At 61.4% G+C, this 22496-nt stretch carries 18 protein-coding genes; 14 read left to right on the forward strand and 4 right to left on the reverse strand.

Features of this window, described 5'->3' with window-relative positions; translation table 11 throughout:
- Window positions 1–15 precede the first annotated feature (15 nt).
- The 7 genes from E4631_RS10625 (at window position 16) to E4631_RS10655 (ending at window position 10991) form a co-directional block, all read left to right on the forward strand.
- Entirely contained in the window at window positions 16–2601 is a 2586-nt protein-coding gene (locus tag E4631_RS10625) for a M1 family aminopeptidase (protein WP_133655435.1), read from the forward strand.
- Window positions 2602–2815: 214 nt separating this feature from the next.
- Window positions 2816–4054, forward strand: coding sequence for a pitrilysin family protein (locus E4631_RS10630; RefSeq protein WP_133655434.1), 1239 nt, complete (start codon window positions 2816–2818; stop codon window positions 4052–4054).
- A 2-nt stretch (window positions 4055–4056) separates the two neighbouring features.
- Window positions 4057–4962 carry a YDG/SRA domain-containing protein gene (locus E4631_RS10635; protein WP_133655433.1) on the forward strand — a complete coding sequence of 302 codons (906 nt, stop codon included), beginning with the start codon at window positions 4057–4059 and terminating at the stop codon, window positions 4960–4962.
- Window positions 4963–4970: 8 nt separating this feature from the next.
- The gene (locus tag E4631_RS10640; protein WP_133655432.1) at window positions 4971–5444 is read left to right on the forward strand and encodes a YDG/SRA domain-containing protein; all 474 of its coding nucleotides are present in this window, start codon (window positions 4971–4973) and stop codon (window positions 5442–5444) included.
- Entirely contained in the window at window positions 5437–6081 is a 645-nt protein-coding gene (locus E4631_RS10645) for an O-methyltransferase (RefSeq protein WP_133655431.1), read from the forward strand. The genes E4631_RS10640 and E4631_RS10645 overlap by 8 nt, the downstream gene beginning before the upstream one ends.
- 22 nt (window positions 6082–6103) lie before the next feature.
- Window positions 6104–9013, forward strand: a complete 2910-nt coding sequence (locus E4631_RS10650; RefSeq protein ID WP_166647910.1) for a TonB-dependent receptor — start codon at window positions 6104–6106, stop codon at window positions 9011–9013.
- A gap of 154 nt (window positions 9014–9167) precedes the next feature.
- Complete coding sequence (locus E4631_RS10655) at window positions 9168–10991, forward strand: lytic transglycosylase domain-containing protein (RefSeq protein WP_133655429.1); 1824 nt, start codon at window positions 9168–9170, stop codon at window positions 10989–10991.
- A 167-nt stretch (window positions 10992–11158) separates the two neighbouring features.
- Here the strand turns inward: E4631_RS10655 and E4631_RS10660 are convergent, their stop codons facing one another.
- Window positions 11159–12637 carry a redoxin family protein gene (locus E4631_RS10660; protein WP_133655428.1) on the reverse strand — a complete coding sequence of 493 codons (1479 nt, stop codon included), beginning with the start codon at window positions 12635–12637 and terminating at the stop codon, window positions 11159–11161.
- 148 nt (window positions 12638–12785) lie between these two features.
- Between E4631_RS10660 and panB the strand changes: the two genes are divergently transcribed.
- The 3 genes from panB (at window position 12786) to E4631_RS10675 (ending at window position 15497) form a co-directional block, all read left to right on the forward strand.
- The gene (gene panB, locus E4631_RS10665; protein ID WP_133655427.1) at window positions 12786–13601 is read left to right on the forward strand and encodes a 3-methyl-2-oxobutanoate hydroxymethyltransferase; all 816 of its coding nucleotides are present in this window, start codon (window positions 12786–12788) and stop codon (window positions 13599–13601) included.
- 220 nt (window positions 13602–13821) lie between these two features.
- Entirely contained in the window at window positions 13822–14532 is a 711-nt protein-coding gene (locus E4631_RS10670; RefSeq protein ID WP_133655426.1) for an RluA family pseudouridine synthase, read from the forward strand.
- A gap of 191 nt (window positions 14533–14723) precedes the next feature.
- Complete coding sequence (locus tag E4631_RS10675; protein WP_133655425.1) at window positions 14724–15497, forward strand: acyl-CoA desaturase; 774 nt, start codon at window positions 14724–14726, stop codon at window positions 15495–15497.
- 77 nt (window positions 15498–15574) lie between these two features.
- Here the strand turns inward: E4631_RS10675 and E4631_RS10680 are convergent, their stop codons facing one another.
- Genes E4631_RS10680 through E4631_RS10690 form a run of 3 tightly spaced genes read right to left on the reverse strand, consistent with a single transcriptional unit; the run spans window position 15575 to window position 19447 of the window.
- On the reverse strand, window positions 15575–16567 hold the full coding sequence (locus E4631_RS10680) for a hypothetical protein (protein WP_133655424.1): 993 nt from the start codon (window positions 16565–16567) through the stop codon (window positions 15575–15577).
- A gap of 53 nt (window positions 16568–16620) precedes the next feature.
- Complete coding sequence (locus E4631_RS10685) at window positions 16621–17793, reverse strand: histidinol-phosphate transaminase (protein ID WP_133655423.1); 1173 nt, start codon at window positions 17791–17793, stop codon at window positions 16621–16623.
- 58 nt (window positions 17794–17851) lie between these two features.
- Entirely contained in the window at window positions 17852–19447 is a 1596-nt protein-coding gene (locus tag E4631_RS10690; RefSeq protein WP_174805423.1) for a flavin monoamine oxidase family protein, read from the reverse strand.
- A 287-nt stretch (window positions 19448–19734) separates the two neighbouring features.
- Here E4631_RS10690 and E4631_RS10695 point away from each other — a divergent pair, with 287 nt between their 5' ends.
- From E4631_RS10695 to rplS, 4 genes are all read left to right on the forward strand, one after another.
- Window positions 19735–20289: a 30S ribosomal protein S16 gene (locus E4631_RS10695; protein ID WP_133655422.1), complete on the forward strand. Its 555-nt coding sequence runs from the start codon at window positions 19735–19737 to the stop codon at window positions 20287–20289.
- Window positions 20290–20474: 185 nt separating this feature from the next.
- On the forward strand, window positions 20475–21041 hold the full coding sequence (gene rimM, locus E4631_RS10700; RefSeq protein WP_133655421.1) for a ribosome maturation factor RimM: 567 nt from the start codon (window positions 20475–20477) through the stop codon (window positions 21039–21041).
- A 73-nt stretch (window positions 21042–21114) separates the two neighbouring features.
- Window positions 21115–21789, forward strand: a complete 675-nt coding sequence (gene trmD, locus E4631_RS10705) for a tRNA (guanosine(37)-N1)-methyltransferase TrmD (RefSeq protein WP_133655420.1) — start codon at window positions 21115–21117, stop codon at window positions 21787–21789.
- Between the two features lie 230 nt (window positions 21790–22019).
- Window positions 22020–22400 carry a 50S ribosomal protein L19 gene (gene rplS / locus E4631_RS10710; RefSeq protein ID WP_133655419.1) on the forward strand — a complete coding sequence of 127 codons (381 nt, stop codon included), beginning with the start codon at window positions 22020–22022 and terminating at the stop codon, window positions 22398–22400.
- The last annotated feature ends 96 nt before the right edge of the window (window positions 22401–22496 follow it).

Consider the following 22496-nt stretch of genomic DNA (forward strand, 5'->3'; position numbering starts at 1 on the left):
ATATTCTCCCTGCTTATGCCTTCGCTCCCTACTTACGCCGCGCTCAGCGGCCTGCTGCTGGCCGCCGCCTGCCAGCGCGCTGCCTACCCCACCACAGCTGCCATGGTCCCCGCGCCACCGGTGGTGACCGGCGTGAGCCGCGAGCTGGCCGAGTTTCGCAAGCAAACTATTAGCCGCGTGGCCTACGACCTGAGCCTGACCGTGCCGGCCAGCAAGGCCGACCCGGTGCGCGCCGAGGAAGTCGTCAGCTTTCAGCTGCGCGATAACCGCAACCCGGTGCAGCTCGACTTCAAGGGCCAGGCCAGCCAGCTGCGTAGCCTCACGATTAATGGCCAGCCCGCCGCCCTCGACCACCGTCAGGAGCACCTGGTGCTACCCGCCGCCGCGCTGCGGGTTGGCCACAACGTAGTGCATATTGACCTGGATGCCGGTGACTTATCGCTGAATCGCAATCCCGATTACCTCTACACGCTGCTCGTGCCCGACCGGGCGCGCACGGTGGTGCCGGTATTCGACCAGCCCAATCTGAAAGCGACCATTACACTGTCGCTCACGGTGCCAGCGGCGTGGCAAGCCGTGGCCAATGGCCCGCTTCACGACTCGCTGCGCACCGAAGGGCAAACGACCTATCATTTTCTGCCTTCCGATTCCATCAGCACCTACCTGTTTTCGTTCGCGGCGGGCAGGTTTACGCGGGTGGCGAAGCCGGTGAATGGCCGGCCGATGAGTTTCCTGCACCGCGAAACGGACTCGACCAAAATCCGCCTCAGTATGCCGGTTATTTTCCGGCTGCACGGCGAGGCGCTGGCGTTTCTGGAGAACTATACGGGCCTGCCCTACCCCTTCCAGAAGTTCGATTTTACGGCCATCCCCGACTTTCAGTACGGCGGCATGGAGCACGTGGGAAACATTGATTACAAGGCTTCCAGCTTGTTTCTGGACGAGGGCGCGACCAAGGACCAGCTACTGGCCCGCCAAAACCTTATCGGCCACGAAACGGCCCACATGTGGTTTGGCGACCTCGTGACCATGCAGTGGTTCAACGACGTGTGGATGAAGGAGGTATTCGCCAATTTCATGGCCGATAAGATGAACCCCGAGGCGTCGGCCGGCCCGGCGCAGCTGCTCAAGTTCGTGACCGACCACTACCCCGCCGCCTACGCCGTGGACCGCACCGCCGGGGCCAACCCCATCCGGCAGCCGCTCGAAAATCTGCAGGACGCGGGCTCGCTTTACGGCAACATTATTTACCACAAGGCTCCCATTATGATGCGCCAGCTGGAGCGGCTGATGGGCGAGAAACCCTTCCAGGACGGCATCCGGGAATACCTCCAGAAGTACGCTCACGGCAACGCCACCTGGCCCGACCTCATCGCCATTCTGGACGCTCACACGCCCGCCGACCTCGTGGCCTGGAACCAGGTGTGGGTGAACCAGCCCGGCCGCCCGGTGTTCGACTACGAGCTGCAATCCGCAACCAACCAGCTCGTTATCCGGCAGCACGCCGAGGATGGCTCGGACCGCCTCTGGCCCCAGCAGTTTGAGGTGACGGCTATGTACCCCGGCGGCCCCAAGGAGCTGACCGTGAACATGACCCAGCGCGAGGTGCGCGTGGCGCTGCCCGCCGGCCAGGCCGCCCCCAGCTACGTGCTGCTCAACGCGCAGGGCCTCGGCTACGGCGTGTTTCCGGTGGCGCCGGCTGCGGCCGACCACCTCGCCAGCCTCGCCGACCCGGTGGCGCGGGCCAGCACCTACATCGCCCTCTACGAGAACATGCTGGCCGGCCGCGGCCTGGCCCCGCGCCCGCTGCTCGACCGCTACCTGGCCCAAACTGCCCACGAAACCAACGACCTCAACATCAAGCTCCTGACCACTCAGCTGAGCGATATTTTCTGGAAGTTCCTACCCCCCGCCGAGCGCGTGGCGCTGGCCCCGGCTATGGAAAAAGCGCTCTGGCAGGCCATGCAAACCCAGCCGCGCCCCGGCGAGCAGAAGCTCTATTTCAAAGCCTACCAAAACATTGCGCTCACGCCCGAAGCGCAAAAACGTCTTTACCAAATCTGGCTTTCGCAACGAGCGCCCGGCCTGGTGAAGCTGACCGAGGATGATTACACCAGCCTGGCGCTGGCCATGGCCGTGCGCGACTACGCCGCGCCGCAACCTATTCTGAACCAGCAATTAGCGCGCATTACTAACGTGGACCGCCGCCAGCGCCTGCAATTTATGATGCCCGCGCTTTCGCCCGATGTGGCCACCCGCGACGCCTTTTTTGCCGCGCTCAAAGACGAGAAGAACCGCGAAAAAGAGGCCTGGGTCACGGCCGCGCTCGGCTACCTGCATCATCCATTGCGCCAGGCCACATCGGAACAATATTTACCCGAAAGCCTCGACCTGCTGGCCGAAATTCAACTGACGGGCGACATCTTTTTCCCGGCCTCGTGGCTGCAGAGTACACTCGGCTATTACCAGTCGCCGGCGGCGGCGCGGGTGGTGCGCGAGTTTCTAGCCGCCCACCCTACCCCCGGCTACAACCCGCAGCTGCGCGCCAAGCTATTGCAAGCCGCCGACGACCTGTTTCGGGCCGAGAAGCTGGCAATGTAGCAACACCGCTAGCCGCCGTTTAGCGCGTAGCGCGCAACGGCAGGCTGCTGAATGGTGCGAGTTTCCAAACTCGCGTAATGAACTAGGCTCCATCAAGTGAGTCTGGAGACTCACCTCACTCATTGGCCTGCCGTTGCGCGCTGCGCGCTAAACGGCGGCCAGCGCCCGCCACGTCTGCGCGAACTTTGTAGCCAGTTTCTGATTTATAGCATCCATGTCTGATTACCACCAATTCGAATATCCCAACGGCATTCGCCTACTGCACAAGGAAGTGCCGCATACCAAGATTGCGCACTGCGGCTTTTTGCTCGATATCGGCTCGCGCGATGAGCAGGCGCACCAGCAGGGCCTGGCCCACTTTTGGGAGCACATGGCCTTCAAAGGCACGCACAAGCGCAAGTCGTTTCACATTCTCAACCGTCTCGAAACCGTGGGCGGCGAGCTGAACGCCTACACCACCAAGGAGAAAATCTGCTTTTACGCCACGCTGCTGAGCACGCACTTCGAGCGGGCGTTTGAGCTACTTACTGACCTGACCTTCAACTCGATATTTCCCGAAAAGGAGGTCGAAAAGGAGCGCGGCGTAATTCTCGAAGAGATGAGCATGTACCAGGACGCGCCCGAGGATGCCATCATCGACGACTTCGACGCCGTGATATATGGCGAGCACCCGCTGGGCATCAACATCCTGGGCACCCGCGAGAGCGTAAGCGGCTTCCAAACGGCTGATTTTCACACTTTTTACGACGAGAACGTGCGCACCGACCGGCTGATTTTCAGTTCGGTCAGCAACCTGCCGTTTAAGGAAGTGAAGCGGCTGGCCGACCGGTTTCTGTCGCCCATTCCGGCCCGGCTGGGGCCGCGGGCGCGGCTGCCGTTCAGCGGCTACGTGCGCCGCGACCGCACCGAAATGCGGCCCATCTCGCAGGCGCACTGCCTGGTGGGCGGCCCCGCCTACCCCCTCACCGACGACCGACGGGTGCCGTTTTTTATGCTCAATAACATCCTGGGCGGCCCCGGCATGAACTCGCGCCTCAACCTGGCCGTGCGCGAGAAGTACGGCCTCGTGTACACCATCGACAGCTCGTACTCGCCCTACACCGACACGGGGTTGTTTGGCATTTACTTCGGCACCGAGGCCAAGCAGCTCAACCGCACGCTGGGCTTGGTGCAGAAAGAATTGAAGCTACTGCGCGACAAACAGCTGACCACCAGCCAGCTGCACGTGGCCAAAAACCAGCTCATGGGCCAGCTCGCTATGAGCGAGGAAAGCAACTCGGGCCTGATGCAGCTGCTGGGCAAGAGCACCCTCGACCTGGGCCGCGTGGAGCCGCTGGCCGAGATTTTTGGCAAAATCGAGCGCGTTACGGCCGCCGAGCTGCGCGAGCTGGCCAACGAGGTGCTGACCGAGGACAACCTGAGCATTCTGCAATACGTGCCGGAAGAAAAGTAGCCATGCCTACCCCCCCGGTTTTCGGCCACGTCGGCTCGGCCCAGCCCGGCGACTTATTCGCCTCGCGGGCCGAGCTGGCGCAGCGTGGGCAGCACCGGCCGTTGCAGGCTGGCATTTGCGCCACGCAGGAGCAGGGCGCCGAAAGCATTGTGCTGTCCGACAAGTATGAAGACGATGAGGTGCACGACGACTACCTGCTTTACACCGGCCACGGGGGCCGCAGCGAGGAAACCGGCCAGCAGGTAGCCGACCAAACCCTGACTAAGGCCAACAAAGGCTTGGTGCGCAGCCAGGTAACCGGCTTGCCGGTGCGCGTTTTTCGCAAAGTCACCGCCCCGGCCGGCAGCCAGGCGTTTCGCTACGAAGGTTTATTTCGGGTGGTAAGCCGCGACTGCCGGCCGGGACGCTCGGGTTTTTTGGTGTTCCTCTTTCGATTAGAGCCCATAATAGCCACGGTGGAGGCGCCAATCCCGGCGCGGCCCTACGCCCAACCCGGCTTATTTGACCGGCCGGCCGAAGCCGCCGAGCCAACGCCGCGCTACGAAGCCACCGTGTCGCGGCTGGTGCGCGATACGGCGGTCACCCGCCAGGTAAAAGCCCTGCACGGCTACCGCTGCCAGGTGTGCGGCGAGCAGCTGGCTACCCCAGGCGGCTTCTACGCCGAAGCTGCCCACATCAGGCCGCTGGGCGCGCCGCACCACGGCCCCGACACCTTAGACAACGTGCTGTGCCTGTGCCCCAACCACCACGCCTTGTTCGACTTTGGCAGCTTTGGTATTGCCGACAACTACGCGCTGCTTGGCTTGCCGGGCCAACTGCGCACCCAGGCCAATCACCAGCCTGACATGGGCCAGCTAGCCTACCATCGGCAACATATTTACCGGCCGCTGGCAGCTAGCCAGCGCTGAGTTTTACCATGCCCCTACCCCCCTTTGGCCACGTGGGCTTGGCCCAGCCGGGCGACCTGTTTCACTCGCGGCTGGAATTATCGCTGCTTAGGCAGCACCGGCCGCGGCGGGCGGGCGTGTGCGCCACAATGGCGCACGGCGCGGAGAGTATTATTCTGGCCGACCAGTACGAAGACGATGAAATTCACGCGGACTATTTCTGGTATGCCGGCCACGGCGGGCGCGCGGCTAAAACCGGCCGCCAGGTAGCCGACCAGCAGCTCGACTACCGCAACCAGGGCTTGCGGCGCAGCCAGGAAACCGGCCGGCCGGTGCGGGTATTTCGGCGCATTGAGGTGGCGCCCGCGCCGTGGCAGTTTCGCTACGAAGGGCTGTGGCGCGTGGTGGCGCACGCGTACGTAACTGGCAAATCGGGCTTCCGGGTGTATCGCTTTCGGCTGGAGCCGTGGCCGGCGGCCCCTACCCCCCTTTCTTATGATTGACGACGACATCCAGGCCTACGCCGACCAGCATTCCGAACCCGAGCCGCCGCTGCTGCACCAGCTCTGGCGCGAAACGCACTTGCAGCTGCTGATGCCGCGCATGGCTACTGGCCACTGGCAGGGCCGGCTGCTGAGTATGCTTTCGCACCTCATAAAGCCGCATAAGATATTGGAAATCGGCACGTTTACGGGCTACGCTACGCTGTGCCTGGCCGAGGGAATGGCCGAAGGCGGGCACCTGCACACGCTCGAAATCAACCCCGAGCGCGAGGCGCGCATCCGGCGCTACGTGGCGGCGGCGGGGCTCACCGAGCGCGTAACGCTGCACCTCGGCGACGCACGCGATAGTTTGGCCGGGTTGGTCGGCGAAGTGTGGGACTTAGTCTTTATTGACGCGGATAAAATCAACAATAGCCGGTACTTTGAACTCGTAATCAACCAGGTGAGGCCGGGTGGGCTGCTCATCGTGGACAATGTACTTTGGGGGGGTAAGGCACTATCGACTTATCCGCTCAAGGCCAACGACCACGATACGCGGGCCGTGCGCGCCTTTAACGACCAGGTGCAACGCGACCCGCGCGTGGTGCCGCTGCTGCTGCCCGTGCGCGATGGCTTGCTGCTGCTCCGCAAAAATTAGACTTTCGCTTTTTTTACAACTTATGCGCTTTTTACTCCTTACCGGCCTAGCATGGCTCTTGACCTTCAGCGCATTTGCGCAAAGTGCCGTGCGCGGCAAGGTGCTCGATGGCAAGGACCAGAGCCCGCTTATCGGGGCCAACGCAGTGCTCATTCACCTGCCCGACTCGGTGCGCACGGGCACAGCGGTGGGGCCCGATGGCAGCTTTCAGCTGGATAAGGTGGCGCCGGGCCGCTACGTGTTCGTGGCGTCGTACCTCGGCTACCAGGACCAGCGCCAGCCGGTGACCGTGCCAGAGGGCGGCGCGCCCGTGACGGTGGGCAACGTGGCCCTGCAAACCGGCGGTGTGGCCCTGAAAACGGTGGTGGTAACGGGCCAGGAGGTGCAGGTGGTGCAGCGTGGCGACACCACCAGCCTCAACGCGAAAGCCTTCAAAACCAACCCTGATGCCACGGCTGGCGACCTTATTGGCAAGATGCCGGGCATTTCGGTCGATGCCTCGGGCAAGACACAGGCCCAGGGCGAGCAGGTGCAGCAGGTGCTCGTGGATGGCAAGCCTTTCTTCGGCACCGACCCCGACGCGGTACTCAAAAACCTGCCGGCCGACGCCATCGACCGGGTCGAGATATTTGACCAGCAGAGCGAGCAGAGCCGCTTCTCGGGCTTCAACGACGGCAACACCCAGAAGACGCTCAATATCATTACCAAGCCTTCGTTTCGCAACGGGCAGTTTGGGCGGGCCGTGGTGGGCGCCGGGCCCCAGCGCTACAAGGCGAGCCTGAACCTCAACGACTTTCACGGCGACCGGCGCACCACGGTGCTGGCCCAGAGCAACAACGTGAACGAGCAGAACTTCGGCACCGACGACCTGCTGGGCGTCATCGGCAACTCGGCCCCCGGCGGGGGGGGTAGGGGCGGCCGGGGCGGCGGCGGGGGTGGCGGTTCGGGCTCGAATCCCGGCGACTTTCTGGTGAGCCAGAACGGCGGCATCAGCAAGACCACGGCGGCGGGCCTCAACTACTCCAACACCTGGAATAAAAAGACCGAGCTGACGGGCAGCTACTTCTTCAACCACTCTAATAACACGCTCAATAGCAATACTTTTCGCCAGTACGTATTGCCTTCCCAGAGCAATACCACGTACAGCGAAAACTCGCTTTCGGGCAGCACCAACATCAACCACCGGGCGAATGTCCGATTCGACCAGAAAATCGACTCGATGACGTCGGTGCTATTCCGGCCCCGGCTGTCGTGGCAGCAAAACGACGCCAGCCAAACCCTGAACGGCCTCACGGCCCGCGAGGGCTTGACGCAGAGCCAGATTAACACCTTATATGGCTCCAACAACCAAGCCGTTAACCCGGCCGGCGACCTGCTGCTGCGCCGCAAGGTGGGCCGCCGCGCCGGCCGCACGCTCTCGCTGAGCCTCAACGGCTCGTACAACTCGCGCACCGGCACCTCGCTGCTGAACACGACCAGCGTGGGCGGCACCAGCACCAACCTCAACCAGCAGTCGCTGCTGACCCAGCACAGCAGCACGCTGGCCGGTAACCTGGCCTACACTGAGCCGGTGGGCCAGCATGCCCAGCTGCAAGCCAACTACTCGCTGAGCTACGCGCCCAACAACTCGGACAAGCGCACTTACGACTTCAACACCGGCGACCAGCGCTACTCGCGCCTCGACACGGCCTTGAGTAACGTGTTCAATAACTATTACCTCACGCAGGGCGGCGGGCTGAGCTACCGCTACAACACGCGCACGTTGCAGGCCTCCATCGGGGCCAGCGCGCAGGTGGCGCGGCTGCAGGGCGACCAAACGTTTCCGCGCCCCGGCCCGGTGGATTATACGTTCTGGAATGTGCTGCCCCAGGCCAACCTGACCTGGCGGCCCGACCGCTCGCACAACGTGCGGCTGTTTTACCGCACCAGCACCAACGCGCCGAGCATCAACCAGTTGCAGGCCGTAGTGAATAACTCGAACCCGCTGCAATTGACCATCGGCAACCCGGCGCTGCGCCAGGAATACGCCCACAACCTGGTGGCCCGCTACACGGCCGCCCGCGCCGATAAGAACAGCAATTTCTTCGCCTTGCTCTCGGGCAGCTATACTCAAAACCCGATTTCGAATCGCACGCTGGTAGCTATCCGCGACACCACGGTGGTGCCCACCGGCACCGACCGGGCCGTGCGCCTACCCGCCGGCGCGCAGCTCACGCAATCGACTAACCTGCAGGAGCAGTACACGTTGCGGGCGCTGGCCAACTACGGGCGGCCGCTCACCTTCATCAAGTCGAACGTGAACGTGTCGGCCGGCGCTACGTTCAGCCAAAACCCTGGCCTGGTGAACGATGCGCTCAACTACGCCCGCACCCCAGCCCTGACCGGCGGCCTCACGCTGAGCAGCAACATCAGCCCGCAGTTCGACTTCACGCTGTCGTCGACCTCGACCCAGAGCTACGTGCGCAATACGCTCAGCACGCAGCTGAACAACAACTACTTCAACCAGCTCACCCGCCTGCGCCTGAGCTGGATAGTGGGGCCGGGTATCTCGTTTCAGACCGACGTAGCCCACCAGTTGTACCGCGGCTTAAGCAGCGCCTACAACCAGAACTACGTGCTCTGGAACGCCTCGATTGGCAAGAAGATTTTTCCCGGCCAGCGCGGCGAAATTAAGCTCTACGCGTTTGATATCCTCAAGCAGAACCGCGCCATTCAGCGCAACGTGAACGTGGCCTATTACGAGGACGTGCAAACCACCGTGCTTCAGCAGTATGTCATGCTCATGTTTACCTATAATATCCGCTCGGCCAATATGACGGCCCTACCTACCGCGCCCGAAGAAGGTCGGCGCGGGCGCGGTGGCTTCGACGGCCCACCCGGCGGGGGCAGGCCCGGTGGCGGGGGCGGCTTTGGTGGTCCGCCCGGCGGCTAGGCACAGCCGAATAAGCCTGGAGAAAAGAGGGAATAATACCAGCCTGGCGAAGCCAGTAGGCTAACTGCTTGAAGCCGGTGTTCGGGTAATATTTCACTTTTCTGGACTAACTTGCCACCGTGCGCCTCAGGAAAACCTTGACTGGCTTCTCGTTATGAAAAAACTGTTCCCGGCTTTGCTGTTGGGGCTAGCCGGCCGGTCGGGGTTGACGGCCACTCCGCCCAACGTGCCTGCCACGCTCGAAATGGTGGGCCTGCGCCTCACGCTTGATGAAGATGCCCGGCAGCTGGTGCAAGCCAAAGTGAACAGTTTGTGCCGCCACCAAGCCTCATTAGATGCACGCGTAGCTTTGGCCGAGGCAGCCTTTCCGCTTATCGACCAGGTGCTGGCTGAGGAAGGATTACCGGGCGATTTTCGCTACCTGGCCCTGCAGGAAAGCGCGCTGCAGGGCAATGCCGAGAGTGCCCACGGGGCCGTGGGCTACTGGCAGCTCAAACGCGAAACAGCCCTGAGCCTGGGCCTGACCGTGAACGGCAGCATCGACGAGCGCCGCCACCTCACGGCCAGCACCCGCGCCGCCGCCCGCTACCTCAACCGCAACAACGCGACTTTGCACAATTGGGCCAACGCCCTGCTGAGCTACAACACCGGCCTGGGCGGCGTGCGCCCCTACATCCAGGCTGCCGACGCCGATGCCCATGACATGCACTTTACGCGCCGCACCAGCCAGTATTTGCTGGATTTTGTGGCCCAGAAGGTCGTGTTTGAGCCGGCCTGCGCCCAGCGCGCCGTGGCCTTCGTGCCGTGGCGCGAAGTGCCCGCCGCCGCCGGCCAAACCCTGGCGCAGCAAGCCGCCGCGCTGGCCGCCGACCCGGCGGCTGTGGCCCAGCTCAACCCCTGGCTGCTGGCCCGCACGGTGCCCGAAGATGGCCACAGCTACACGCTGCTGGTGCCCCTGGCCGGGGCCGCGCCGGTGGCCGCAACCTATACGCCCACGCTGCCAGCAACGGCGCTCCCTACCCCTACTTATTTGCGCATCAACGGGATAAAAGCTTTGCTGGCCCAGCCCGGTGAAACGCCCGCTGGCCTGGCCCGGCGCGGTGGGGCCAGCCTGGGCTTCTTTCAAAAAGTAAATGAGCTGGCCACTAACGAGGTGCTGCAGCCCGGCGCACCCTACTTTTTCCAGCGCAAGAAGGAAACGTGCGACGAGGACTACCACGTAGTAGCCCCCGGCCAGACGCTGGCCGCCGTGGCGCAGCACTACGGCGTATTGCGCCACGCCCTGCGCCAGTATAACCACCTGGCCGACGATGAGGCCGTGCAGCCCGGCCTGGTCCTATGGCTCAGCCACGTGCGCCCGCGCAGCGTGGCGGCCGAGTACCAATCGGTGCCTGCCTCCCGGCCCATGGCGGCGGCCCCGCGCCCCGCGCCGGCCCGCCCTACCCCCCCGCCAGCGGCCGAAGAAGACACTACTGCGGAGGAGCTGGCCAGAATAAACGACTTACCTACTGAAGTGCCTGGCCCGCCGGTGCAAAGCCTCCCTACGCCCCGGCCCGTGGTGGCCGCGGTAGCCTACCCCTCGCGGCCGGCAGCCGTGCCGCCGGTGCCCATGCGCCCGGCCCCTACCCCCCCGGCGCGGGTTAGCCCCGACTTTTCGCACCCGTACCTGGTAGCACCCGGCGAAACGCTGTATGCCCTGGCCCGGCGCGTAGGCGTGCGGCCCGCCGAGCTGGCGGCCTGGAACAACCTGCCACCCACGGCCCCGTTGCGGGCGGGCCAGGCCCTGCACCTGAGCCCGCCTGCCGCCGAGCCAGTGCTGGCCGATGCGCCCAACGGCTCCTATGTAGTGTCGCGCGGCGATACGTTTTATAGCATCGCGCGCCGCTACAGCTGCACCGTAACGGCCCTATTGGCTCACAATGACCGCCCCGATATGACGCTGCATGTGGGTGAAACGCTACGCGTGCCGCTGCAATAAGCGGGTTGCGAGCAGAAGGTCATTCCAGGCTTGCTAAGGAATGACTTTCTTTTTACAGGGCACTTCGTGAGTAATATACGAACTATCCTATAATACAAAAACAAGCGGGCCGCCGACGCTAGCTAGCGTCGGCGGCCCTCTTGTTTAGTTGCTTGCTACCCCCTCTTTTAGAGCTTGTTGAGGGCCACGGCGCGGTAGGCAGCGGCCCGGCCAATGGCGGCCTTCAGGTCATCCTGCAAGGGGCGGCTGCTAATGTTGCGCGGGTGCAGGTCGAGCAGCGTACCATCTTCGGCCAGCAGCACGGCGGCGGGCAGCCGGTCGATGCCATAGGCTTGGCGAGCTTCGGCCTGGTGGCTGGCGGGCAGGTAGGCCTGCACGCCCGTGAGCGCGGGGCTTGCGCCGGCCACGGTCTGCTGCCAGGTGGAGAGGTTTTCGTCCAGCGCTACCATCAGCACGGTTACGGGCTTGTTGGCTAAAGCAGCAGTTAATTCTTTCAGGTAGGGAATCTCACGCTGGCCAGCGGGGTAGCGGCTGTCCCAAAACATCATATACACCAGCTTACCCCGGAGGCTGGCCAGCGTCAGGGGCTGGCCGTTGGCTAGGCGTAGCGGCAGTTCGGGCGCCGGGCTGCCAATGGCAAACGACTGGTGGTCGGCCAGGTCGGTACGCAATAGGGCTATCCAGTTGGCGGGAGCGTTAGCAGTGGCGGCGTAGGTAGCCAGCAAAGCCTGAGCGTGGGCCACGTGGCCCTGCCGGATAGTTTCGAGCACAATGCGCCCCAGCACTACGGGCCGGGCTTCGGCGTGCAGCAGACTGTCGGCCAGGTGGTAGCAGGTCGGAAAATATGCGGGGCTGGTGGGCTGCTGGCCACTAGCACGGGCCTGGTAGTGCACGTAGTCGAGCAAAAAATCCTGGTAGTGCGGGCTCGTAACGGCTACTTCATTGCCGGGCAGCAAACCGGGTTCCGTCAAAAAGCTATAGTACTCCGGCGATAGCTGGAGGCGGGGCTGGCCAGCTACCGTTTGCTCGCGCAGGTCGGCGTAGGTGAGACGGTCTTCGGCGTAAGTGTAAGCAATATCGGCCTCAGCGTAGGCCCGAAAGGTGGGCGTCAGGTTGCCGCGGCGGTCGGCTTGCTTGAGCAACGCGTGCTCGCGGTCGCGCCGATAGTCCAGAAAAGTGAGGAAGCCTCTCTCCAGCAGCTTAATGTTCTCGGGCAGAATCTGGTAGTCGTCGTTGTTAACAAACCGGCGGCTGTATTCCTGCAAGTAGTTGTTGGCGGCGGCGGCGGGGCGGTGGGCCGCACCATCGCCCGAGTCGAACTTGGCCGTGGCAACCAAGTCGGGGGCATCGCCGTGCAGGTCGAGCACATCGCCGGGCTCCAGGAAAACGGTCAGCTCCTCATCGCCGTAGCTTAGCTGCGCCAGCGTGGGCTGGGTAACGGGCACCGTCAGGTCAAACTCACCTTCGGGCGTTACGTGCACGGCACGTTGCTGCTCATGCGTGGCAAGGGGCTGCCCCCACCACCTTACCAGCAGCTTTTCGGTACCCGTATTTACTAAGTGACCATGCAGCTTGGCAGTAGTCTGCGCAGTTGCTGGTCCGGCCAAGAGAATAAGACCTGTAAGCCAGAGAGGTAGTACTTTCATTCAGAAGGGTTAAGGGAAAGGGCAACCTGGCGGCGAAGTTACTAACTGCCGCTCTAGGATACGTCATTTCGGCCCCAGCCGTTCCAAAACCGTAGGCATTTCCAAATTTCTTGCCAGCTTTGCGGCCCCAATCCTTTATTTCGACCCGATGTCGCAGCACAAAGAAGTCAAACTCGTTACTACCCACCAGATGCTGGCCATGAAGCAGCGGGGCGAGAAAATCTCCATGCTCACCGCCTACGACTTCTCGATGGCACAGATTCTGGATGGCGCCGGGGTCGATGTGCTGCTCGTGGGCGACTCGGCCTCCAACGTGATGGCGGGCCACGAGACTACCCTACCCATCACGCTCGACCAGATGATATACCACGCCCAGAGCGTGGTGCGGGCCGTGAAGCGGGCCTTTGTGGTGGTCGACATGCCCTTTGGCTCTTACCAGGGCAACAGCAGCGAGGCGCTGCGCTCGGCCATCCGCATTATGAAAGAGAGCGGTGGCCACGGCGTAAAGCTGGAAGGCGGCGCCGAGATTAAAGACAGCATCGTGCGCATTCTCACGGCTGGCATTCCGGTGATGGGCCACCTGGGCCTTACCCCCCAAAGTATCTATAAGTTTGGCACGTACAACGTGCGAGCCAAGGAGGAAGCCGAGGCGCAGAAGCTAATTGAAGATGCCCACCTGCTGCAGGAGATTGGCTGCTTTGGGCTGGTGCTGGAGAAAATACCCGCCACGCTGGCCAAGCGTGTGGCCGAGGAGCTGACCATTCCGGTCATCGGCATCGGGGCCGGGCCCGACGTAGACGGCCAGGTGCTGGTGGTACACGACGTGCTGGGCATCACCAAGGAGTTTAAGCCGCGCTTCCTGCGCCGCTACGCCGAGCTGCACGATATCATGACGGAGGCCATTCAGCACTACGTGGCCGACGTGAAGAGCCGAGATTTTCCCAGCAAGGAAGAAGGCTATTAATTGCTAGCCAGCTAATTAACGCAAATTACCTTTCCTACCCCCCTGCTCGCCGGCCAGGTGCTTTGGGCGCGCGGCCTTACCTTCGCCGACAGCCAGCTAAATCGTTCGGGTACTGCCACCGGCGCTGAACGCGCCCGCCTTGGCGCGGGCCAGGCTGCTACTTGCTTTTTGGTGATTAGAATTACTTTTTCCGCAGCGTGCGCTGCGGGTCTTTTGCTGCGTGAATCGTCCGAACCTGTGGGCCGAAGGCCAGGAAATTATTTTTGAAGACAATCACCTGCTGGTGATTAATAAGCCCGCTGGCATCCTGGTGCAGGGCGACGAAACCGGTGACGAGCCGCTTTCCAAAAAAGCCGAGGAGTACCTGAAATTCAAGTACAAAAAGCCGGGCGCGGCCTTCGTGGGCGTGTGCCACCGCATCGACCGGCCGGTGTCGGGCATTGTGGTGCTGGCCAAAACGAGCAAGGCCCTAAGCCGCCTGAACGAGATGTTTCGGGATGGCCAGATGAAGAAGACCTACTGGGCGCTTACGGGCAAGCCGCCGGTGCCCGAGCAGGGCAAGCTGGTGCACTGGCTGGTGAAAGACCCCATGCGCAACGTGACGAAGGCCTACTCCGATAAGCACGGCCAGGGCCAGCGCTCCGAGCTGAGCTACGAGCTGCTGGGCCCGGCGGCCAACCGCTACCTGCTGCAGGTGAACCCCGTAACGGGCCGGCCGCACCAGATTCGGGTGCAGCTGGCTACCGGCCTGCACACGCCCATTGTGGGCGACGTAAAGTACGGTTTCCTCAACCCGCTGCCCGACGTGAGCATTGCCCTGCACGCCCGCCAGCTGGAGCTGCAGCACCCCGTCACGAAAGAAGCGCTGAAACTAGTGGCGCCCCTCCCCGATGCCCAGCACTGGGACGCGGCACGGGCGTTCAGCAAGTGAGTAAATGAGTAGCTGAGTAAGTGAATACCTTACTCAGCTACTCATTCACCACCGGTGTAACATTATGGCATTGTGCAACTCTGGGGCAATTTTGGCTAAACAACGGCCGTAATTTTGTCTTAACGGTGAACTATGCCCCACAGGAATAACTTGTGCGGGCAGCGCAATCCTCACGCTTATTTCATTTCTGAATGGCCATCCTGGTTTTCTTCGTTGCGCACTACTACCTGTCGCTCTTCACGCAGACATTTTACCTGCACCGCTACGCGGCGCACAAGATGTTTACAATGAACAAGTTCTGGGAGAAATTTTTCTTCCTGTTCACCTACATCTGCCAGGGTAGCAGCTTTTTGTCGCCGCGCGCCTATGCGCTGCTGCACCGCATGCACCACGCCTACTCCGACACGGAGCTGGACCCGCACTCGCCGCACTTCTCGAACAATGCGTTCGACATGATGTGGAAGACCAAGAATATATACAACGATGTGGTGAACGACCGCCACGAGTTGGCTACCCGCTTTGAGGGCGACATTCCGGAGTGGAAAGCCTTGGAGACTTTTGGCGGCACCGTGTACTCGCGCCTGGGCTGGGGCACGGCCTACGTGCTGTTCTACATCGGCTTTGCTACCGCCTGGTGGCAGTATTTGCTCCTACCCATCCATTTCCTGATGGGCCCGATTCACGGCGCTATCGTGAACTGGGGCGGCCACAAATACGGCTACCAGAACTTCGACAACCACGACAAGAGCAAGAACACGCTGGCCCTGGACTTTCTGGCATTCGGCGAGCTGTTTCAGAATAATCACCACAAGCTGCCCATGCGCGTCAACTTCGGCGTGAAGTGGTGGGAGTTTGACCCGACCTACGTGGCCATCTGGACGCTGGATAAGGCCCGCATTATCAAGATTAAGCGCAAAAACGTGCAGCCCAAGCAGCGCAGCAAAAAGCTGGCACAAGCAGCTTAAACCGACCGATTACGACGCAAAAAGAAAGGGTATCCTCGGCCGAGGATACCCTTTCTTTTTGCGTCGTAATTGGTAAGCTACTTCTGGAGCACTACCACCCCATTCAGCAGAAATGGGTTGCCTTGCTCCGTCACCACGTTGTACACAGCCTGCTCACCACCCGCGTAGGCGCGGGTGCGCAGCACAGTGTATGCTTCGTAGGCTTGCGTGTGCGGGTTGAGGCACAGCAGCTGCTCGCCTACCCCCACTTCGCCGGCCGGCCGGGGGCCGGTGGCAGTATGCATGGGGTGGTTGGGCGTGGCTTCCAGCACCTGGCTGATGAGGTGGGCGTGGGTGGCGGCCGGGCCTGCTTGCTCGCGCACCGCCACTACATCGAGCCGCGTGAGGGCGTAGTTCTGGGCGGCGTGTACCACCAGCTCCTGCACGGTGGCCGTGGCGGGCAGTTGGGTCGCCAGGTCGAGGGTAGTGAGCTGGTCGCCAGGCCGAATGTCGCGCAGCTGCTTGTGGCCGCCCGCGGCCAGCGCCACCAGCTGGTAACCCGGAAAGCAGATATCGCTGCCGTAGGTGCCGGCTTCGGCGTGCAGGTCTTTGCCCTGGTTCAGGTTCTTGAACTGCTGGAAGCTCATCTCTTTAGAGAGCACGTAGGACAGCTTCAGCACGAAGTTTTTCTCCTCCTTGTCGATGGCGTGAATGTCCTCGAAGTACTTTTCCCACACTTTGCCATCGGCCGTGAAGTCGGGCAGCAGGGCCTGGTAGCGCTTGCCTTTCTCGGTGGTGTAGAAAATCATGGTGCCGATTTCCTGCATCCCGGTCTTGGCCACCAGCTTGTAGAGGTCGATGCGCTTTTTCAGGCCATCGTCGCCGGTGATGAAGTAGGGCTTGCGGGCCTCGTAGCGGTCGAGAATGTAGGCGTTGTCAAACTTGACGTAGCTCTCTGTGTCCAGGTCCTTGATTTGAAAGCCTTTGGCTTTCTGGTATTCGTCGAGGGTAAGCGGGCGCGGGTTGGTTTGAGCCAGCGCGCCGCCGCTGCCCAGCAGGAATAGGCCTGCGGTAAGCAGTGAATTTCGCATTGGGTGATTGTTGATTGCTACGTGTTGATTGTTAGAATTTTATCATCATCCACCTACGACACCTGCGTAAAGGCCTCGGCAAAGGCCTGCATCTCATCCATGCGCCCGATGCTGACGCGGCACCAGTGCTGGTTATTGAACTCCCAGTTGCGAATACTTACGCCGCGCTTACCCATTTCTTCCACGAAGCGCTTGCCGTCCATTTTGATAGGAAACATCACGAAGTTGGTCACCGACGGAATGGGCTCGTAGCCCTCGCGCTTGAGCGTATCGTAGAGAAACTGCTTGGAAGCCAGTGTTTTCTTGAGCGCATCCTGCATAAAAGCCTGGTCTTGGTAGCTCACCACCGCCGCCCGAATGGCCGGGGCCGAAATGCTCATCGGCCCCTGCGCGTACTGGCTCAGCGTCTTTATCATGGCCGGCTGGGCCACGAGGTAGCCCACGCGCAGCCCCGCGAAGCCGTACAGCTTGGAAAAGGTGCGGGCGACCATTACGTTCTGGCCCTGCTTCACGGCCGCGATGAGAGTAGTGCCGCGCGGGTCGGGCAGGTAGTCGATGTAAGCCTCGTCGATAAAGACGGGCGTTTTCTGGGAAACCCGCGCCGTAAATGCCTTCAGCTTGGCCGTATCGAGCACGGTGCCGGTTGGGTTGTTGGGGTTGCAGAGGTACACCAGCGCCGTGCGGCTGTCAATTTTCTTCTCCATCGCCTCCAGGTCCAGCTTGTAGTCGGCGGTCAGCGGCACAGCCACGATGGGCGCCTTGAACTTCTCTGCCTTGCGGGGCAGGTCAGCGTACGACGGGTCGCCGGTGATAATGGCGCCCTGCTGCCCAAAGTGCATGGCCGCCGCCAGCAGCAGCGGGCTAGAGCCCGCATCAAGCATGATGTGCTCGGGCGTAAGCCCCTCATAATCGGCGATTTTCTGAATCAGGTCCCTGGCCTGCATCGGGTACTGGTAGCAGCTCGCCATCGACTCCGTAATGGCCTGCTTGGCCTTGTCGGAGGGCCCGAACGGGTTCTCGTTGGCCGAGAGCCGGGCGCGCAGCTGCACCGGCGCGGCGCGTAGTACCTCCTCATCGGTCAGGCCGTTGGCCAGGGGTAGGGGCGCGGCGGGGGCCGGCGGGCGCGGGGCGGCCAGGGCGGGCAGGCTGGTGGGCAGCAGCGATACACTGCCGGCCAGCAACGCACCCGATTTCAGCCAGTTGCGGCGGTTCATCAGAGTTTTCATGAGGGGTAGGGATTATTGATTAAAGGTTACTCATTGTTTGATTGCTCACTGTTCGTTGTTAATTGTTTTTGACGGTGGGATAGACCACGCGCTGCGCGCTCAGGCGGTTGTGCACGGCCGCCACCGTGCTGCGCGCCGACTCAAAAGCGCCCGCCATCCAAGCGGTGAGGTAGGTGGTGTGCTCGCCGGCGAAATAGACGTTGTGCTCGGGCTTGAGCAGGGCCTGGTAAATGGTTTGGCGCTCCTCGGGCGAGTACAGCGCCCAGCCGCCCAGGCTGTAAGGCTGCTTGTGCCAGCTCACCGAAAACGACTGCTCAAACTCCTTCGGGTACTGTGGGTGAATGAGCTGGCCCTTTTGCAGCGCCAGCTGCTCGCGCTGCGCGTAGGTAAGCTCACCCACGCGCTGGGCCTTCTCGTTGAAATTGTAGTAGCCAATGAGAATTCCTTTCGGACTCAGGTAGTCGTAGGAGGGGTAGAAAATCTGCGTCAACTCATTATTGGTGTGCGTAATGCCGCCGTAAATCTGCTCATCTTCCTCCCAGAAGCGGCGCTTGAACTGCAAGCCGATTTTACCGACCTGGATGTAGGGCACGTAATCAATAGCCCGGCTCACATCGGACGAGAAGTTGTGGCTCAGATTGCTAAGCACTGGCAGCGGCAGGGTGCAGATGCACAGGTCGCCGCCCAGCTCGTGCGTGCCCTGCTGGTCCGTATAAATGACCTTCACGCCGTCGGGCTGGTTCTGAATGGTCGTCACTTGCGCGCCCAGCTTGAGGCAATCGGCCACGCGGCGCTCCAGCGCCTGCGCAATGCGGTCCATGCCTCCCACGGCCTGAAACATCGTCATTTGTAGCTCATAGGTGTATTCAGCAACGTTGTAGAAATCGGGGTCGAGCAGGCCCGAGCTCACGATATCGGCCAGGCGGTGCGGGTTGGTGAGCTTGCCAGCTTGGTTGCCCGCGCCCGGCGCTTCCACGTAGCCGCGCCGCGCCGAGGCCTTGTAGAGCTTATCGATATCGAGGCCACCCTCGGCGCGCAGGTATTCCAGCACCTTGGCGCCATCTTCGGCCGTGAGGGCGGTATCTACCTGCTGCTGGCTCACGGCTTTAGCCAGCAACTCGTTCATGTAGCCGCGCATATCGTTGTGGATTTCGCGGGCGCGCACCTTCTTGTTCGACAGCGGCCCCTTGCCCTCGGCAAAGTAGTAGCTGCCTTCGTTCACGTTATTATACACCTCCAGCGGCACGCCCAGCTCCTTGCAGTAGTGCATGGTGAGCAGGTGGTGATGCGGAATGCGCGAAGGCCCCGCGTTGAAATACAGCCCTTTGTCAAAGCCCGCCGTTTGCCGCAGGTTGGTGGTTTCGGCGGTGGTGGCGCCGCCGCGCACGCTCCAGCAACGGCCGCCGCTGCGTTCCCGCGCCTCCAGAATGGTGCAGCGGTAACCCAGCTTGCGTAGCTCATAGGCCGAGGTGAGGCCCGCCAGCCCGCCCCCCAGAATAACGACGTGCTTACCCTGCCCGCTACCCGGCCGCAAATCGAACGCATGGACTGGCGCGGCGGGTAACAGGTTCAGGGCCAGCATAGCCGGATAAGCTCCGGCTCCCAGGGTGGCACTCTTGGCCAGGAAGCCCCGGCGGGAGATAACGTTTTTCATCAAACCAGAATATGACCCCAAAATTTAAGCTTAATTTTTCGTAAAACAAGCACTTTTTGGAATTTTGACTATTCAGACAAGGGTACTAAGTCGAATTCTTTAGTAAAATTATTCCTTACCCCCCTTTTATTGACAAGGCATTTAATCAGCTTGAGCAGAAGTCATCTACCTGCTTCCAGCAAATAGTTAAGCTTCCTGGGTGGTTTGCCTTACTTTCTCCGTACCTTTGCGGCCCGAAATCCTACTTCACCAGACGCACGAGTTGCGTCGCACAACCCCCAAGGTTTATGGCAGTTAAAATCCGCCTCGCCCGCCGTGGCCGCAAAAAGGCCGCGACTTACGACATCGTAGTAGCCGACGCCCGCGCTCCCCGCGATGGCCGCTTCATCGAGAAGCTCGGTACCTACAATCCCAATACCAACCCCGCCACCATTCAATACGATGGTGACCGCGCTTTTTACTGGGTAATGAATGGCGCACAGCCTACCGAAACGGTACGGGCTATGCTCGCTTACCGCGGCGTATTGCTGCGTCGTCACCTGCAGCTTGGCGTTACGAAAGGCGCCCTGACCCAGGACGTGGCCGACCAGCGCTACCAGGATTGGCTGAGCGAGAAAGACGCTAAAATCGAAGCTAAGAAGACTGGCTTGGTTGACACTAAGGCCGAGACGCGCAAGCAGCAGCTTGCCGCCGAAACCAAAGTGAAGGAAACCCGCGCTGCTGCCCTGGCGCAGAAGCAGGCTGCCGCCCTGGCCGCCGCTACCCCCGCCGCTCCGGCAGCTGAGGAAGCTACCGAAGGCTCGACGGAAACCGCCGAAACTTCGGCCGAAGCTGCCGCGTAGTTTTCGGGCAATCAGGCTATCTAACGCCTGATTTGGCTTTAAAAAACGTCATGCTGAGCCTGTCGAAGCATCTCTACCGGGTAGTAAACTCAATTACTGAGGTTAGTTACGCGGTAGAGATGCTTCGACAGGTTCAGCATGACGTTCTTTTTTAGTTTCCTCTTTAATCATAGCATCCCTACCCCATGACGCTTGACGAATGCTTTGAGCTAGGCTTCATTGTGAAGCCCCACGCGCTGAAAGGCCAGATGACGGCCCAACTTGATGTGGACAACGCCGCCACCTACGATAAGCTGAAGACGGTGTACTTGGCCCTGGCCACCGCGCCCACCAAGCTCACCGCCTACCAGGTGGAGCGTGTGAACCCACAGGTCGGGCAGCGCGTGCTGCTCAAGCTGCGCGGCATCGAGCGCATTGAGGAGGCCGAGCCGCTGCGGGGCGCCAAGCTGTGGCTGCCGCTGAGCGAGCTGCCGGAGCTGCAGGAGCACCAGTTTTATTTCCACGACGTCATTGGCTTCCAGGTTATTGACGAGAAGGAAGGCGCGCTGGGCGTGGTGGAGAACTTCTACGAGCTACCGCAGCAAGACGTGTTGGCCATGCGCTACAAAGGCCAGGAGGTGCTCTTGCCGGTGGTTGATGAGCTGGTGAGCCACGCCGATATGGAAGCCAAGCAGCTTTTTGTGAACATGCCCGAGGGCTTGCTGGACATCTACCTGAACCCCGGCGCGCACAAAAACCCAAACGCCGACTAGCGCCGGTTCACTACCCTAGCCAGCCCGCGCGGCGGGCGTATCTGTTCCATCCGTTTAATCCGTTAAATCTGCGGTGCGTATCGACATTCTTACCTGCCAGCCGGCGCTGCTCGAAAGCCCGTTTGCCCATTCCATCGTGAAGCGGGCGCAGGACAAGGGTATAGTTGAAATCTACCTGCACCAGCTGCGGGATAGGGCCATCAACAAGCACGGCCAGATTGACGATGCCGTGTTTGGCGGCGGGGCGGGCATGGTGCTGCGCGTCGAGCCTATCGCGGCCTGGATTGACGAGCTGCAAGCGCAGCGGCCTTACGACGCTATCATCTACCTCACGCCCGATGGCGAGACGCTGCGCCAGCCGCTGGCTAACCGGTTGTCGCTGCTGGGCAACGTTATCGTGCTTTGCGGCCATTACAAGGGGGTAGACCAACGCATTCGCGACCAGTACGTGACGCACGAAATAAGCGTGGGTGACTTTGTGCTGAGCGGTGGCGAACTGGCCGCCGCAATACTCGTCGATGCCGTGGTGCGGCTGCTGCCCGGCGTGCTAGGCAACGAAGAATCGGCTTTGTCCGACTCGTTTCAGGATGATTTGCTGGCGCCGCCCGTGTACACCCGTCCCGCCGAATGGCGCGGCCGGGCCGTGCCCGAGATTCTACTTTCGGGCAATACGCCCCTGATTGAGGAGTGGCGCCACGAGCAGGCACTGGCCCGCACGCAGGCCCGCCGACCCGACTTGCTGGGGTAATAACCCTGTAGCACGTCAAGCTGAGCCCCGCGGAGCATGACGTGCTACAGGTAAACCACCCTTGGCAGCACGCGAGATGCTTCGATAAGCGCAGCCTGACGTTCTTTTAACTTGATTACCACTACCCGCGTTTGCATTTGCGCGGTTAATTTTCTATCTTTGCGCTCCGTTTCGCAAAATACCCATCAGCGGGCAGCGGCGCTGTCCACTTTGTAATTCTTTTTTTCGCCATGAGCGTACTACTCGACTTTATCAATGCCGAAGGCCAGGAGCGCCGCGCCAGCTTTCCCAAGTTTGCTGCCGGTGACACCATCAACGTGCACGTAAAAATCCGCGAGGGCAACAAGGAGCGCATTCAGCAGTTCCAAGGCGTGGTTCTCCAGCGTCGCAACCCCAGCAGCAACGGTGAGACCTTCACCGTGCGCAAAATCTCGAACCAGATAGGCACCGAGCGGATTTTCCCGCTGCTGTCGCCTAACATCGACAAAATCGAAGTAATCCGTCGCGGTAAGGTGCGTCGCGCCCGTCTGTTCTACCTGCGCGGCCTGTCGGGCAAAGCTGCTCGTATCAAAGAGCGTCGTCGCGAAATCGTGAAGGAAGTAGCTGCATAAGCTGCGCTTTCCCAAATAGCTTAAAAAAGCCGGCTTCCCTACGTGGGAAGCCGGCTTTTTTTGGTTTAGCTCGGGTTAGGTGGTCACTCAGAGCGG

The organism is Hymenobacter sp. UV11, assembly GCF_004684095.1.
In the GTDB taxonomy this organism is placed as follows: domain Bacteria; phylum Bacteroidota; class Bacteroidia; order Cytophagales; family Hymenobacteraceae; genus Hymenobacter.

What these genes read in the sequence shown, in the direction of transcription:
- E4631_RS10625 (WP_133655435.1), top strand. Translation starts at nt 16, where the DNA reads ATGCCTTCGCTCCCTACTTACGCCGCGCTCAGCGGCCTGCTGCTGGCC.
- E4631_RS10630 (WP_133655434.1), top strand. Translation starts at nt 2,816, where the DNA reads ATGTCTGATTACCACCAATTCGAATATCCCAACGGCATTCGCCTACTG.
- E4631_RS10635 (WP_133655433.1), top strand. Translation starts at nt 4,057, where the DNA reads ATGCCTACCCCCCCGGTTTTCGGCCACGTCGGCTCGGCCCAGCCCGGC.
- E4631_RS10640 (WP_133655432.1), top strand. Translation starts at nt 4,971, where the DNA reads ATGCCCCTACCCCCCTTTGGCCACGTGGGCTTGGCCCAGCCGGGCGAC.
- E4631_RS10645 (WP_133655431.1), top strand. Translation starts at nt 5,437, where the DNA reads ATGATTGACGACGACATCCAGGCCTACGCCGACCAGCATTCCGAACCC.
- E4631_RS10650 (WP_166647910.1), top strand. Translation starts at nt 6,104, where the DNA reads ATGCGCTTTTTACTCCTTACCGGCCTAGCATGGCTCTTGACCTTCAGC.
- E4631_RS10655 (WP_133655429.1), top strand. Translation starts at nt 9,168, where the DNA reads ATGAAAAAACTGTTCCCGGCTTTGCTGTTGGGGCTAGCCGGCCGGTCG.
- E4631_RS10660 (WP_133655428.1), bottom strand. Translation starts at nt 12,637, where the DNA reads ATGAAAGTACTACCTCTCTGGCTTACAGGTCTTATTCTCTTGGCCGGA.
- panB (WP_133655427.1), top strand. Translation starts at nt 12,786, where the DNA reads ATGTCGCAGCACAAAGAAGTCAAACTCGTTACTACCCACCAGATGCTG.
- E4631_RS10675 (WP_133655425.1), top strand. Translation starts at nt 14,724, where the DNA reads ATGGCCATCCTGGTTTTCTTCGTTGCGCACTACTACCTGTCGCTCTTC.
- E4631_RS10680 (WP_133655424.1), bottom strand. Translation starts at nt 16,567, where the DNA reads ATGCGAAATTCACTGCTTACCGCAGGCCTATTCCTGCTGGGCAGCGGC.
- E4631_RS10685 (WP_133655423.1), bottom strand. Translation starts at nt 17,793, where the DNA reads ATGAAAACTCTGATGAACCGCCGCAACTGGCTGAAATCGGGTGCGTTG.
- E4631_RS10690 (WP_174805423.1), bottom strand. Translation starts at nt 19,447, where the DNA reads ATGAAAAACGTTATCTCCCGCCGGGGCTTCCTGGCCAAGAGTGCCACC.
- E4631_RS10695 (WP_133655422.1), top strand. Translation starts at nt 19,735, where the DNA reads ATGGCAGTTAAAATCCGCCTCGCCCGCCGTGGCCGCAAAAAGGCCGCG.
- rimM (WP_133655421.1), top strand. Translation starts at nt 20,475, where the DNA reads ATGACGCTTGACGAATGCTTTGAGCTAGGCTTCATTGTGAAGCCCCAC.
- rplS (WP_133655419.1), top strand. Translation starts at nt 22,020, where the DNA reads ATGAGCGTACTACTCGACTTTATCAATGCCGAAGGCCAGGAGCGCCGC.